The sequence below is a fragment of the Flavobacterium sp. genome (assembly GCF_040402955.1).
GTDB lineage: Bacteria > Bacteroidota > Bacteroidia > Flavobacteriales > Flavobacteriaceae > Flavobacterium.
In genome coordinates this window covers 78,392-91,800 of the sequence record NZ_JBBALQ010000007.1, presented here as the reverse complement: position 1 = coordinate 91,800, position 13,409 = coordinate 78,392, and the positions used below count along the sequence as shown (strand labels likewise).

16 protein-coding genes are annotated in these 13,409 nt (G+C 29.8%); 4 read left to right on the top strand and 12 right to left on the bottom strand.

Annotation, left to right across the window (positions count from 1 at the left end):
- Positions 1-112 precede the first annotated feature (112 nt).
- The 4 genes from ABWP78_RS05505 to ABWP78_RS05490 all read right to left on the bottom strand — a co-directional run bounded on the left by ABWP78_RS05505 (position 113) and on the right by ABWP78_RS05490 (position 3,852).
- Complete coding sequence (locus ABWP78_RS05505; RefSeq protein ID WP_353169773.1) at positions 113-709, bottom strand: YkgJ family cysteine cluster protein; 597 nt, start codon at positions 707-709, stop codon at positions 113-115.
- A 73-nt stretch (positions 710-782) separates the two neighbouring features.
- Positions 783-1,391 (bottom strand): YkgJ family cysteine cluster protein, encoded by a 609-nt coding sequence (locus ABWP78_RS05500; RefSeq protein WP_353169772.1) that lies wholly within the window; start codon positions 1,389-1,391, stop codon positions 783-785.
- A gap of 121 nt (positions 1,392-1,512) precedes the next feature.
- Complete coding sequence (locus tag ABWP78_RS05495) at positions 1,513-2,622, bottom strand: endonuclease (RefSeq protein WP_353169771.1); 1,110 nt, start codon at positions 2,620-2,622, stop codon at positions 1,513-1,515.
- Between the two features lie 12 nt (positions 2,623-2,634).
- Entirely contained in the window at positions 2,635-3,852 is a 1,218-nt protein-coding gene (locus tag ABWP78_RS05490) for an RsmB/NOP family class I SAM-dependent RNA methyltransferase (protein ID WP_353169770.1), read from the bottom strand.
- 162 nt (positions 3,853-4,014) lie between these two features.
- On the opposite strand from ABWP78_RS05490, the gene ABWP78_RS05485 reads away from it, so the two are divergent.
- A complete protein-coding gene (locus ABWP78_RS05485; protein WP_353169769.1) occupies positions 4,015-5,046 on the top strand; it encodes a VPS10 domain-containing protein in 1,032 nt (343 codons plus the stop codon).
- 22 nt (positions 5,047-5,068) lie between these two features.
- Here ABWP78_RS05485 and ABWP78_RS05480 read toward each other — a convergent pair whose 3' ends face one another.
- The 3 genes from ABWP78_RS05480 to ABWP78_RS05470 are packed head-to-tail and all read right to left on the bottom strand — an operon-like array spanning position 5,069 to position 6,653.
- Entirely contained in the window at positions 5,069-5,608 is a 540-nt protein-coding gene (locus ABWP78_RS05480) for a hypothetical protein (protein WP_353169768.1), read from the bottom strand.
- A 12-nt stretch (positions 5,609-5,620) separates the two neighbouring features.
- The gene (locus ABWP78_RS05475; protein WP_353169767.1) at positions 5,621-6,079 is read right to left on the bottom strand and encodes a hypothetical protein; all 459 of its coding nucleotides are present in this window, start codon (positions 6,077-6,079) and stop codon (positions 5,621-5,623) included.
- Positions 6,080-6,110: 31 nt separating this feature from the next.
- Positions 6,111-6,653: an RNA polymerase sigma factor gene (locus ABWP78_RS05470; RefSeq protein WP_353169766.1), complete on the bottom strand. Its 543-nt coding sequence runs from the start codon at positions 6,651-6,653 to the stop codon at positions 6,111-6,113.
- 85 nt (positions 6,654-6,738) lie between these two features.
- Between ABWP78_RS05470 and ABWP78_RS05465 the strand changes: the two genes are divergently transcribed.
- Complete coding sequence (locus ABWP78_RS05465; RefSeq protein ID WP_353169765.1) at positions 6,739-7,389, top strand: HAD family hydrolase; 651 nt, start codon at positions 6,739-6,741, stop codon at positions 7,387-7,389.
- A gap of 1 nt (position 7,390) precedes the next feature.
- Here the strand turns inward: ABWP78_RS05465 and ABWP78_RS05460 are convergent, their stop codons facing one another.
- From ABWP78_RS05460 to ABWP78_RS05450, 3 genes are all read right to left on the bottom strand, one after another.
- Positions 7,391-8,680, bottom strand: a complete 1,290-nt coding sequence (locus ABWP78_RS05460; protein WP_353169764.1) for a cryptochrome/photolyase family protein — start codon at positions 8,678-8,680, stop codon at positions 7,391-7,393.
- 1 nt (position 8,681) lies between these two features.
- Positions 8,682-9,146: an SRPBCC family protein gene (locus ABWP78_RS05455; protein ID WP_353169763.1), complete on the bottom strand. Its 465-nt coding sequence runs from the start codon at positions 9,144-9,146 to the stop codon at positions 8,682-8,684.
- Between the two features lie 124 nt (positions 9,147-9,270).
- Positions 9,271-10,005: a hypothetical protein gene (locus ABWP78_RS05450; RefSeq protein ID WP_353169762.1), complete on the bottom strand. Its 735-nt coding sequence runs from the start codon at positions 10,003-10,005 to the stop codon at positions 9,271-9,273.
- A gap of 130 nt (positions 10,006-10,135) precedes the next feature.
- On the opposite strand from ABWP78_RS05450, the gene ABWP78_RS05445 reads away from it, so the two are divergent.
- Positions 10,136-10,978, top strand: a complete 843-nt coding sequence (locus tag ABWP78_RS05445; RefSeq protein WP_353169761.1) for a DUF2911 domain-containing protein — start codon at positions 10,136-10,138, stop codon at positions 10,976-10,978.
- A 51-nt stretch (positions 10,979-11,029) separates the two neighbouring features.
- On the opposite strand, the gene ABWP78_RS05440 is transcribed toward ABWP78_RS05445, so the two are convergent.
- The gene (locus ABWP78_RS05440; RefSeq protein WP_353169760.1) at positions 11,030-12,151 is read right to left on the bottom strand and encodes a cysteine desulfurase family protein; all 1,122 of its coding nucleotides are present in this window, start codon (positions 12,149-12,151) and stop codon (positions 11,030-11,032) included.
- Between the two features lie 4 nt (positions 12,152-12,155).
- Positions 12,156-12,710, bottom strand: coding sequence for a DUF8465 domain-containing protein (locus ABWP78_RS05435; protein WP_353169759.1), 555 nt, complete (start codon positions 12,708-12,710; stop codon positions 12,156-12,158).
- Between the two features lie 54 nt (positions 12,711-12,764).
- On the opposite strand from ABWP78_RS05435, the gene ABWP78_RS05430 reads away from it, so the two are divergent.
- A complete protein-coding gene (locus tag ABWP78_RS05430; protein WP_353169758.1) occupies positions 12,765-13,328 on the top strand; it encodes an anthranilate synthase component II in 564 nt (187 codons plus the stop codon).
- Positions 13,329-13,409: the final 81 nt, after the last annotated feature.

Genomic DNA, 13,409 nt, shown 5'->3' with positions numbered 1-13,409 from the left:
GTAGCTCAGCTGGATAGAGCAACTCACTTCTAATGAGTAGGTCCCAGGTTCGAATCCTGGCGCGATCACAAAAAAACCTCGATATAACTATCGAGGTTTTTTTATGTTTTTTTTATTCTACTTCAGGAAAATCTCTATACGCATAATAGTGTAAAACTTCTTCTAAAGCCATTTGTAATGCTTTATTTATATGTACATAACTATTTCCTAAACGAAAATCTATCTGAGATAAATTCATATAATAATCTGTAAAAATTGGAACGGGCAATCCATTATTTATAGCTTCGTTTGCGGAATTATAATTTTTAGTTTGTTGTTCTTTTATTAAGGAACAAGTTGCCAAGCGTAATTGTGCAAATTTATCTTTAGTAGCGCCATATCCAAATAATCTGCAAACTAAACCTCGGTATTTATAGGTTGTACAACTTCCTAAATGTAAATTTGCTTCTGAAGTTGGACTATAATTAAAACAAATAGGGTTTGTGTGTTTTGCTAATTTTTCAAGTATGTTTTCTGCTTCGCCTATTTTGAATAAGTGAAATGCCCAAGGTAAAAATTCTAATGGAGACGCTTCCATCGTGGGATTGGTGCAACATTTTCCACAACCAACGTTGCAGAATAAATGAGTTGCGGAAGTAAAAGTTGCTAATTCAATTTCTAATTTATCAAATAACAATTCAATCTCTTGTACTTTTATTTCAATTGACATTCTTTTTTTTGGCGAATTTACGGTTTAAAAAAGAATTGTCAAATCAATACACAGCAATATTATTAATTGAATATTAGGCAATGTTTTTAAATCCATTCGGCAAAGGTCGATATGCATAATATTGAAGCACTTCTTCGATAGCGTATTTTAACGCTTGATTAATTGGTAAAATAATATTTCCTAAATGAAAATCTATTTGGGATAAATTCATATAATAATCAGTAAATATTGGAACGGGAAGTCTTTTATTTATTGATTCTGTTGAATTATTGAAATTTTCTACTTGCTCACTTTTTATTATTCTGCAAGTTGCCAATCGCAATTGTCCGTATTTGTCTTTCGTAGCGCCATATCCAAATAACCTGCAAATTAATCCCCGATAAGGATAATTACTACAACTTCCGTTTACTTTATCTAATAAGGTTAATGGATTGTAAATATGACAAATTGTGGAAGTTTTAATTTCTAATTCGGCAAGAATTTTTTCTGCTTCACCATTTAAAAAAATATGAAACGCCCAAGGTAAAAATTCTAATGGAGAGGCTTCAATGTCTAATTTCGTACAACATTTTCCACAACCGACATTACAATGTAACTTAGTTTCTTTTTGAAAGGTGTTTATTTCAACATCTAACTGACTAAACAAATGTTCTACAGCTGCAACCTTTATTTCAATCGACATATTTTTTTACGAATGTACGCTTTAATATGACTAAACTTGGTTTAAGTTGGGTTTATTTCAAAAAGAAAAAATCCCTAACTACAAAGTAATTAGGGATTTGATATAAAAATTTGAAACTAAATTAGTTCACTATAATTTTTTTAGTCAGACTTCCTTTTTCAGCATTAATTTGTAAAAAATAAAATCCTTGTGGTAAATCATTTATTTTGTATGTGTTTTGATTGAAAATAGGATTAACAATTTCTTTAATAATTTGACCATTGATACTTACTAAAGTTAATTTAGTGATTTCTTCTTCTGTAGCAATTTCAATTTCATTAGAATTTGTCGGGTTTGGATAGATGCTTACTGCATTTTCTGCTAAGAAACTTTGAGATGATAAAAACACAGTAGGCCATCTGTTTTCTGCTACAGGACCACCCCAAATAACAGTTGCTAAATAAGGGTTATCTATAAATGGATTTCTATTTCCTTGTGCGAACGTATTAGTAGTATTTCCATGGTACGTATTACGATTATCTTCATAAAGTGAAACTGGATCTTCTGCATTCCATTGCAAAAACAATTGAATCATATTTGTATCAGTAGAAACAGTTGCGCCCGTACCAACATTTATTGGCAAACATTGTGAAGGATATCTTAAATACATATACATCATCATTCTAGCTACATCACCTTTCCACTCATTTCCAGGATACCACCCACCCGTAACAGGTGATGAATCTCCAGAACCAGCCGCGAATTTTAAATTTCCTCTATTTCCATTTCTATCCACATCGCAAGATCTTAAATGATGTGCATCTTCACCAGCGTCACTATCAGCTGAAGATAGTGCACCGTCAACTAAAGCAGGTGTTCCTAATGATTTTGCATATACATGTTCACGGTTCCATTCGCAAGAATTCCCACCTCCATTACTCATACTATTTCGCTCTCTATGGTCATTATCATCTGAAGTAGAGGATGGGCAAGTTGTAGAACTAAAACCATATAATAACAAAACATTGTTTGAGTTTGTGGGATTTAAATCTGTAGCTTGAGTTGCATTCCAATCTTGAGAATAAGTTAGGAAATTAGTGTGTGTTGTTGTAATTTTTGTCGCTAAAGCACTTTTTAAGTTCATGCCTGTTAGGGTCCAATTCATTCCATTATAATAAGGATTTGCAGGTACACCAGATTGACCAAAGCCAAATTGTGCAATTAAAAGTAGTGATAGTAATTGTTTTTTCATTATGTATGGGGTTTAATTATTTCTTGTTAATAAAGCCATGTAAAATCCGTCATATCCAGATTCGTGTGCTAATACTTTTTTATCTTGAACGAAAGTGAAGTTTTTTCCAATTTCTGTAGTTAAGAATTTTTTTACTTGTTCTTGGTTTTCAGATGGTAACACACTACAAGTAGCATATACTAATTTTCCTCCAGGTTTTACGATAGGAGCGTAGCTTTCTAAAACTTCTGCCTGAACTTTTCGAATATTATCGATAAATTCGGGTTTTAATTTCCATTTTGCATCTGGATTTCTTTTCAAAACACCCAAACCACTGCATGGCGCATCTATAAGTACTCTATCGGCTTGACCATGTAATTTTTTTATCACCTTAGTGGTATCGATTACACGATATTCAATATTATGAATACCATTTCTTTTGGCACGAATTTTCAATTGCTTTAATTTGCTTTCATACAAATCCATTGCAATAATTTGCCCTTTGTTTTGCATTAAACAAGCCATGTGCAATGTTTTTCCACCAGCACCTGCGCAAGTATCAACTACTCGCATTCCAGGTTGAATGTCTAACATATGGGCAACCATTTGAGAAGAAGCATCTTGTACTTCAAACAAACCATTTTTAAAAATGTCTGTCATAAATACGTTGGCTCTTTCCTCTAATTCTAATGCTTCAGGATAATCAGGAAGCACTTTTGTATGAATATCTAATTGAAGTAATTCTTGTTTTAAAGCTTCTTTGGTTGTTCTGATTGTATTGGTACGTAAAATAACTTTTGCAGGTTCATTTTGAGCAGTAATTTCTTTAGACCAAATTGTTTCACCTAATTCTTTTACACCTATTTCATCCATCCAATCCGGAATAGATTCTTTGAACTTTCTATCTTTAGATAATTCATCAAATTTACCTTTAATTCTTCTTACAGGTGTGCCTTCAAAATATTTCCAATCTGGTAATGTATATCCTTTTAGAGTTGCCCAAACCGCAAACATTCTCCAAATACTATCTCTATCAAATGGTTCTTTTTTTATTTCAGCTATTTCAGCATAAAGTCGTTTCCATCGTACTATATCGTATATGGTTTCAGCTACGAATTTTCTATCGCTGCTTCCCCATCTTTTATCTAATTTTAATGCTCTGGCAACCACTTTATCAGCATATTCGCCTTCATTAAAAATTGCCATTAAGGCATCTATAACTGCAAAACTTATGTTTCTATGAAATCTCATGTATTATATGTAAAAATGCTTGCAAAGATAGTAATTAAAAACAAAAAACCTTTGATTTATGGGTTAAATAGCTTGTTCCTTATTTGTAAATGACTAAATTTATATATTTAGAAATCTCACTTATTTTTAATAAATTGTATATTCGCCTAAAATAAGTAGTTTATGAAATATTTATCCTTGTTAGTGTTTTTTGTTTTTTTATCCTGTAAATCAACGTTTAAAGTTTTAGAAAGAAAAGATATTATTTTAGATTCTCTTTCTATTCGAGCTATTTATCCAACTATAAATGGAGTTTGGTTTGGAGGCACAAATAGTAAAGCAGGATTTATAAGTTTTCAAAATGAAGCTGAAACTAAAATCGTAAAATTACAGAAAGAAATTGCAGATTTTAGAAGTATGGCATTTGCGAATAATAATATATATGTTTTAAATGCAGGAACTCCAGCTAATATGTACACATTAAATACTTTTGGATATAGTTGTGCGTCAAATTTAATTTATACTGAAACTGGAGAAAAAGTATTTTATGACAGTATGTATATTGATATGAAAACGGGACTAGGAATAGTTATTGGAGATCCAACTGAAGATTGCTTATCAATTCTTTTGACTGAGAACTCAGGAAAAAATTGGAAGAAAATTCCCTGTGATATACTACCAAAAACAGTTGATGGGGAAGCGGCCTTTGCGGCAAGCGATACGAATGTAAAAATTGTTAAAGGGTTTATTTATATTATTTCTGGAGGTAAAAAATCTAGGTTATTTACAAGTGAAGACAAAGGAATTACTTGGCAGGTTTTTGACACGCCAATTATTCAAGGTGAAGCGATGACAGGTGCTTTTTCTATGGATTTTTATAACAAAAGAAAAGGAATTATTGTAGGTGGAAATTACGAAAATCAAAAAGACAATTCTATAAATAAAGCGATAACTATAGACGGGGGTAAAACTTGGAAAATTGTATCAAAAGATAAAGCCTTTGGATATGCCTCCTGTGTACAATTTAAGCCAAAAAGTCGTGGTAAAGTACTATATACTTGTGGCACTTCAGGTGTTTATTATTCTACTAATTTTGGAGAAAAGTGGACAAAAATTTTAGATGATGCCGATTTTTATACACTTCGTTTCAGTGGGAAAAATAATATATATTTAGCAGGTAAAAACAAAGTAACCAAAATAAAAATAAGCCATTAAAAATGGCTTATTAGTTATTAATTTATCGTCTTGGCGGCGGCGGCGGACGATTGCCTTTACGTTCTTTTAATTTTTCTAAAATTTTTCTATGAAATTCGTGTTCTAGACGCTCTAATGTTACTACTTTTTCTGCTGATATAATTGGAATTAATTCTGCTCTCATTTTCTTTTTTAATAGCATTACCTCAGATTCTATTGCTTCGGCTTCTTCAATTTTTTTTAATGCCTCTTCATCTGAACTATTTCTTTTGTCTAATCGAAGTTTCATTTGCGATTCTTTTAAAACCATTATTTTGTCGTCATACTTATTGTAAACAGGCCAAAATTTTTCTGCTTCTTCTGAAGTAAGTGCCAATTTTTGAGAAATAAATGCGATTTTCAATGATTTTATTTTATCATTTCTTTCTTGTACCATTTCTTTTCTAGCGGTAACTAATTCTTCTCTTTTTTCAAGTAATTGAGCTCTTCGTTTTTCTATTTCTACTTTTTTAGTTTCTGAATTTTCTTGTGCTTGATTGCTCAAACTAAAAATAAACGCTACTAGTATTACTAAATTTTTCATTTTACTTTTTATTTAATTAATGTTATTTAAGTTGTTGTAAATCAATTCGTTTTCTAATTCAATTAATTCTTTGTCTTCTAACATCGAACCTACTTCGTATACACTTAATTCATCGGAATGTAATTGTAAATAACTGATTTCAACTAACTCATTATTTTTTGTTTCTGCCGAATGGTATAACATAGGAGAAATAATAGTTAGTAATAAAACTGCTGCAATTCCGCTTACTTTATATAACGTATGTTTTAAACTAACAACTTTAGCTTCTGTAAAATTGATTCTTGCTAATAATTTTGCTTCATTTTCAACAAAAAAGTCTTCAGGTACAATAAAACCTAATTTTTTAGGAATTAAATTTGAAGATGCTTCTCCGTTTATTTTCTCATCTATTCTATTTGATAACGTATCAAAATAATTATTAGGAGTAGTAAAGCCGTTTGTAATTTTATTATTTTCTATTGTTGTTTTCATTTAATATTAGACCTTTATTAATGTAAATGGTTTAATTGTTTTTTAAATATTCTTCAATTTTTTTTACTGCATGATGATAGTTTGCTTTTAAACCGCCAACAGAGGTGTCTAAAATTTCACTTATGTTTTCATATTTCATTTCTTCAAAATATTTCATTTTAAAAACCAGCTGTTGTTTTTCAGGTAAAGTAGCAATGGCTTTTTGAAGTTGTAATTGAATTTCATTTCCTTCAAAATATACATCTGATTCTAAATTTAATATTGCCTTTTGCTGTAATTCAACATTTGAAATTCCTTGCTTTTTTGCTCGCTGCTCAATAAAAGTAAGCGATTCATTTGTAGCAATTCGATACATCCAAGAATACAATTTACTATCGCCTTTAAATTTTCCGATATTCGAAAACACTTTTATGAACGTATTTTGAAGCACATCATCTGCATCATCGTGATTTAAAACGATATTTCGGATATGAAAATATAATGGTTTTTGATAGTATTGTACCAACTCTTTAAACGCTTCGTTTTGCGTTTTGGTTTGAATTAATCGTGCTATAAAATTTTTTTCGTCTTGCAATGGAATCTAATTTAATATTTGACTAAAGTTACACAAAAAGGTTTAATTACCATTTAATTTTTTAATTTCGCAGGAAAATAAAAAGATGTTACAAACTGTGATTTTTGATATGGATGGCGTAATTGTGGATACAGAGCCTGTGCATAATTATGCTTATTATCAACATTTTAAAGAAATAGAAATAGAAGTTACTGCAGAAATGTTTGCGACTTTTACGGGTAATTCTACTAAAAATGTATTTGAAAAAATTAAAAATCATTTCGGAATAGAGAATGATATTGACAGTTTAGTACAAAGAAAAAGAAGTTTGTTTAATGATGCTTTCGACACCAAAGAAGACTTGTTTTTATTAGAAGGGGTGGAGGAATTAATAAAACAATTACATCAAAATGGCATTCAATTAATTTTAGCATCTTCTTCGTCTAAAGTAACTATAAATCGCGTTTTTAACCGATTTAAATTGCATTCCTATTTTTCTCACATTGTTTCTGGTGAAGATTTTCCTCAATCGAAACCCAATCCAGCAATTTTTTTAGAAGCTGTAAGGTTATCAAAAACTAACAAAGAAAATTGTATAGTAATTGAAGACAGCACCAATGGAATAAAAGCCGCTTATGCTGCTGGAATTTTTTGTGTAGGATATAGAAGTGTAAATTCAAAAAAACAAGATTACAGCTTGGCAAATTTAGTTATAGATAAGTTTGAAGAATTAGATTTTAACACCATTTTAAAATAAATTATCCAACGGCTTCTTTATATACTCGTAAACATTTTTCCCTAGCTTCTTTATGATCAACAATTGGATTTGGATATTGAAGCGTTTCCAAATCAGGAACCCATTTTTTAATGTATTTTAGTTCTTTATCAAATTTTTTAATTTGCTCTGTTGGATTAAATATTCTAAAATACGGTGCGGCATCAACTCCTGAACCTGCTGCCCATTGCCAATTTCCAACATTACTGGCTTGTTCATAATCCAATAATTTAGAAGCAAAATAGGTTTCGCCCCAACGCCAATCAATTAATAAATGTTTGCATAAAAAACTGGCTACCACCATTCGTACGCGATTGTGCATATGCCCAGTAGCATTTAACTCTCTCATACCTGCATCTACCATTGGATAACCGGTTTTTCCATCACACCACTTTTTAAATAGTTTTTCATCATTTACCCATTTTATTTCATCGTATTTAGGTTTGAAACTTTTGGTTTGAGTATGAGGAAAATGCCATAAAATTTGCATAAAAAATTCGCGCCAAATTAATTCTTTTAAGAAAGTCTCATTTTCATATTTTAAAGCGTGTTGCACTAATTTTCGAATACTAATTGTTCCAAATCGTAAATGAATACCTACTAATGAAGTTCCGTTTTTTAATGCAGGAAAATTTCTAGTAGCTTCATATTCAGAAATTAATTTTTCAGTAATTGTGTACTCAGGAAGTGAAATTTTAGTTGTTTCAAATCCGATATCTGCTAAAGATAAAAAAGGGTAGGAGTGTGAAGTAATATTTTTTAATAACGTTTCTGAAAGATAATTTACAAGTTTAGTTTCCTTTAATTTTGCTTTCCACTTATTTGAAAACGGGGTATACACTACATAAGGTAAACCATAGTCTTTAGTAATTTCAGACTTTTCGAAAATTACTTGATCTTTACACGTTTTAAATTCAATTTTATTTTCTTTGAATACTTCATTTAATTCGACGTCTCGTTTTCTGGCATACGGCTCATAATCGTGATTGGTGTAAACCGATTTTATTTGGTTATCTTTAATAATACTTTTTAATACATCAATTGGTTTTCCATAAAAAACAGCTAGTGACTTGTTAATTTTTTCAAGTTCGATATTTATTTTTTCCAGCTGATTATGAATGAAAGTTACACGCGCATCATTTTTTTCAAGATGTTGCAAAATGGTTTCATCAAAAATAAAAATAGGCAAAACCGTTTCATTGTCTTGTAAAGCATGAAACAAGGCGGCATTATCTTCTAAACGTAAATCCCTTCTAAACCAAAAAAGTGTCATATTATTTAAATTCTCCAAAAAGTTCAATTAATTTTTTTCTTCTGTATTCAAAAATCTCATCTAATTTTGGTTTTACAATAAAAGGATGTACCAATTGCCCTAAAATTCCCATTGGAACTTTATAATCGATAATATCTTCCATTTCTACGCCACCAGGGATTTCTTTAATAAAATGTTTGTGATGCCATAACGCATAGGGACCAAATCGTTGCTCATCTACAAAATATTCTCCTTCAACCACGTGTGTAATTTCGGTTACCCAAGTAGTTTTAATTCCTAACAAAGGCGTAACAATATATTGAATAATTTGACCAGCAAACATCGGTCTATCTGCACCGCTTAATATATCAAAGCTCATATATTCGGGCGTTATTGCTTTTAAATTTTTTGGGCTTGATAAAAATTCCCAAGCCTCTTTTTTAGAAATTGGTAAATTTTGTTTAGAGGCTAATCTGTATATTTTCATTTTTTATAATTTAATTATGCAAATATACGTTTGTTTAATTTTATATATAAAATAGTAAACAAAATTATTCAAAAAAAAATGCCTTAAAAAAATTAAGGCATTTAAATTATTATATAAAAACGTATTATAATTTCATTTCTGTTTTCTTTACAATTTTTGCGATTCTTTTTCCTAAATCACCCATCAATTCTGTTAAAGCACTTTCACACATTGGCAAAATCTTTTCAGGACTCATAATTGGTATACCGCTAATCATGACAGATGTCTTTTTAGAACGTTCAGATTCTGAAAAAGCAAACACTTTTTCACCTGTCTTGTTATATAATGCCATTCTTGTTGTGGTTCTTACTTTTACAGTAGAAGTGCTTCCAACTCCAAAACCTTTTTCAAAAGCAAAATCAATATTTATAAACATCACACCGTCTGCTTTATCAGCAAAGATTTTTGCAATTCCTTCTTCATTAACTTTTCCGCCAATGCCTTCGTAAATGTATTTGTATTTATCAATTGTTAAATAATTGTTTGCCATATAATTTGGTAAATTATATTTAGGTAAAAATGCTTGATAAGCCGTATTATTTAGCACTTCGCTTTCTGGTAATAGATCAAAAGGTAATTCTTTTGAATAATTGTTGAAAAAGTTTTGATGGTATTGATTTAATATTGGATTTAAATTAAAATTTGGATCATCCCTTAATTTTAAAACATCACCTAATAAAATATCCACACCGATTCCTAAATCTTCAAATGAAATCATTTTATTTGCATAAAAGGTTACCACTGCGATTTTTTTCTTTTGAGAAAAACTTAATTGCGACATTACTAATAGCGCAAAAAATAAAATTTTAATTTTTTTCATAGTTTGTAGTTTTTAGCCTACAAATCTAATTAATAAATTATTAGTAAACATAAATGATTTTTATTTTTTTTGTATTTTATTAACTTTGAATGACAAAATAAAATAGTATTTTAGCAAAAAATATTAAGTTATGAAAAAATATATCTTATTTAGTTTATTCCTTATTTCAGGAATTTTAAGTGCACAGATTGCTACACCACAAGCTAGTCCGGTTTCTAAAGTCGACCAAACTGTCGGTTTGACTCAAATTAGTGTAGAATATCATAGACCAAGTGCAAAAGGAAGAGCGGTTTATGGAGAATTAGTTCCTTACGGGAAAAATTGGAGAACAGGAGCAAACGATAACACTACAGTTACTTTTTCGCAAGATGTTATAATTAATGGGAAGTCTTTATCAAAAGGAACATATGCATTATTTACTACGCCAAAAGCAGATTCTTGGGATATTATATTTTACAAAGACACTGATAATTGGGGTTTACCAGAAGAATGGATGGATGATAAAGTTGCGTTAAAAACATCAGCAAAACCAGAAAGTTTAAACCGATTAGTAGAAACATTTACTATTTCATTTAATAATGTAACAACAGATGCTGCTAATTTAGAATTATCATGGGAAAAAACTTTAGTATCAGTAAAAATTGAGGTGCCTACTCAAAAAACCGTTTTAAAATCTATTGAAGACGTTATGAATGGTCCATCTGCAAAAGACTATTACGCTAGTGCTCAATATTATTATCAATCTAATACTGATTTAAATAAAGCATTTCTTTGGATGAATCAAGCCATTTCTTTGTCAGGTGAGAAAGTTCCGTTTTGGTATTACAGATTAAAATCGTTAATTCAATTTAAATTAGGCGATAAAAAAGGCGCTATTGACACTGCAAAATTATCTTTAGCAGGTGCTACAGCAGAAAAAAATGAAGATTATATCAAACAAAATAAAGATAGTATTGAATTGTGGTCTAAATAATTTCAACTAAACTATTATAAAAATGCCATTCAAATTGAATGGTATTTTTTTTTATATGGTTTTTAGACTTTCTATTAAAACATCAATTTCTTCTTTTGTGTTATAATGACTAAATGATATTCGCAAAGAAGGTTTTTTAATATCATCTGAAGATAAAAATTCTGCTAAAACGTGTGAAGGTTTTACGCTACCGCTCTGGCAAGCACTTCCTCTGGAAACTGCAATGCCTTTCATATCTAAATTAAATAAAATTAACGCTGTTTTTTCTTCTGAAAAAGGCAATAATATGTTTAAAATAGTATAAAATGAATTTTCTCCATTAATAATAATTCCATTAAAATTAGCCTGTAGTTTTGTACTACAATATGATTTTAATTCTGAAATGTAATTCGTTTCTTCATTTAATTGTTCGTATGATATCTCAAATGCTTTTGCTAAACCTGCTATTTGATGAACAGCTTCTGTTCCGGCACGCAATCCTTTTTCTTGTTCACCGCCATATAACATGGGTTGCATCGGTGTGTTTTTTCTAATAAAAGTAAAACCTATTCCTTTTGGTCCGTGAAATTTATGTGCGCTTGCTACTAAAAAATCTAAAGGTATTTTCTGTAAATCAATAGCAACTTTACCAATAGATTGAACCGTATCACAATGAAAAACAGCTTTGTATTTCTGACAAATAGCAGCAACTGTATCTAAATTTAACTGCGTTCCAATTTCATTATTTACGTGCATTAATGTTACTAAAGTTGGAATTTTGTCATCTAATTTTCGTTCGAAATCAAATAAATCTAAATTTCCATTTGGCAATACATTAATATATTCCACTTCAATTCCAAATTCCTTTTGTAAATTTAAAACTGTATATAATGTGGCGTGATGTTCAATTTTACTGGTAATAATTTTTTGAATACCATTGTTTTTTACCATTTCTCTTAAAATCCAATTTGTTCCTTCTGTAGCACTTGAAGTAAAAATGATTTCTTGTGCAGAACAGTTTAAATATTTCGCAATTGTTTTTCTTGAGGTTTCAATTATTGATTTAGAACTTCTTCCAAAACTATGCGTAGAAGATGGGTTTCCAAAATCGTTTTGCAAAACATCCAACATCGTTTGAATTACTTCTTGTCTTAAAGGCGTTGTAGCGGCGTTATCTAAATATATTTTCTTCATTAAATTAATTTTGCTTAATGTAAACTTCCATAGCACCCAATCCGTATTTTCCATAATTGGCTTCTTGAATTACTATGTTTTCATATCTTCTTAATAAATATTCTAACTCACTTTTTAAAACGCCATCACCAACTCCGTGGATCAAAACTACACGATTGTATCGTTTAGAAATTGCAAAATCCATAGCGCGTTTTGCTTCTTCAAGTTGAATATTTAATTTATCGAAGTTAGTTAAATTTTGGTTTTTACCCGTAATTATTTTTTCTAAATGCAAATCCACTTCAAAAACCATTGGATCTTTTTTGCTTAATTTGGTTAAAACAGACCCTGGTTTTTTCGGAATTTCTTTCTCTGCTAATACTTTAGAAAGGTTGCCTTCAAAATTAATTTTAGGCGCATCACTTGCTATTTTTATCACTTCTTTTTGATTATAAATAAGTTCAAAACCGTCTTTAGTTTCAATAACAATTGAATTATCCGTTTGAAATCGTAAAATCACACCTTCTAAATTATCATCTAAAACCTGAACAACATCACCAATTTTCATTGCGCTTTCCATAAAAAAATTATATTTTTACAAAAGTAAAATAATAACTTTAAAAAACATTCAAATTTGAAAATAGTTGTAATAGATAATTACGATAGTTTTACCTACAATTTAGTCCACTATTTAGAAGATTTAGGAGCAACAGTTACTGTTTTTAGAAATGATGAATTTGAATTAAAAGAGTTAGAAGTTTTTGATAAAATAGTTTTGTCGCCAGGACCAGGAATTCCAAGCGAGGCAGGTTTGTTAAAAGAAGTCATTCAAACGTATGCCAAAACAAAAAGTATATTTGGCATTTGTTTGGGCTTACAAGCTATTGGTGAAGTTTTTGGTGGCACATTAATAAATTTAGAAAAGGTGTATCACGGCGTGGCTTCAAAAATTACGATTATTGAAAACGATGCTATTTTTACTAATTTACCAAATGAAATTGAAGTGGGTCGTTATCATTCTTGGGTAATTTCAAACGACAATTTTCCGCAAAATTTGATTATAACTTCTGTTGACGAAAACAAACAAATTATGTCAGTTAAACATAGCGCTTACGATGTTCGAGGCGTGCAATTTCATCCAGAAAGTATTCTTACGCCTTATGGAAAAAAAATATTAGAAAATTGGATTAAAAATTAAATTTTTTATATTATTTTTTTATAAAACTTTTTAAATTTAAGATTAGGTAATAATTTATATAAATTTGATTTCTATTTACTA

Coding starts and splice junctions, on each gene's coding strand:
- ABWP78_RS05455 (WP_353169763.1), bottom strand. CDS start 9,146: ATGAAAATATACAGATTAGCCTCTAAACAAAATTTACCAATTTCTAAA.
- ABWP78_RS05485 (WP_353169769.1), top strand. CDS start 4,015: ATGAAATATTTATCCTTGTTAGTGTTTTTTGTTTTTTTATCCTGTAAA.
- ABWP78_RS05435 (WP_353169759.1), bottom strand. CDS start 12,710: ATGGAAAGCGCAATGAAAATTGGTGATGTTGTTCAGGTTTTAGATGAT.
- ABWP78_RS05480 (WP_353169768.1), bottom strand. CDS start 5,608: ATGAAAAATTTAGTAATACTAGTAGCGTTTATTTTTAGTTTGAGCAAT.
- ABWP78_RS05505 (WP_353169773.1), bottom strand. CDS start 709: ATGTCAATTGAAATAAAAGTACAAGAGATTGAATTGTTATTTGATAAA.
- ABWP78_RS05440 (WP_353169760.1), bottom strand. CDS start 12,151: ATGAAGAAAATATATTTAGATAACGCCGCTACAACGCCTTTAAGACAA.
- ABWP78_RS05500 (WP_353169772.1), bottom strand. CDS start 1,391: ATGTCGATTGAAATAAAGGTTGCAGCTGTAGAACATTTGTTTAGTCAG.
- ABWP78_RS05495 (WP_353169771.1), bottom strand. CDS start 2,622: ATGAAAAAACAATTACTATCACTACTTTTAATTGCACAATTTGGCTTT.
- ABWP78_RS05445 (WP_353169761.1), top strand. CDS start 10,136: ATGAAAAAATATATCTTATTTAGTTTATTCCTTATTTCAGGAATTTTA.
- ABWP78_RS05475 (WP_353169767.1), bottom strand. CDS start 6,079: ATGAAAACAACAATAGAAAATAATAAAATTACAAACGGCTTTACTACT.
- ABWP78_RS05450 (WP_353169762.1), bottom strand. CDS start 10,005: ATGAAAAAAATTAAAATTTTATTTTTTGCGCTATTAGTAATGTCGCAA.
- ABWP78_RS05465 (WP_353169765.1), top strand. CDS start 6,739: ATGTTACAAACTGTGATTTTTGATATGGATGGCGTAATTGTGGATACA.
- ABWP78_RS05460 (WP_353169764.1), bottom strand. CDS start 8,680: ATGACACTTTTTTGGTTTAGAAGGGATTTACGTTTAGAAGATAATGCC.
- ABWP78_RS05490 (WP_353169770.1), bottom strand. CDS start 3,852: ATGAGATTTCATAGAAACATAAGTTTTGCAGTTATAGATGCCTTAATG.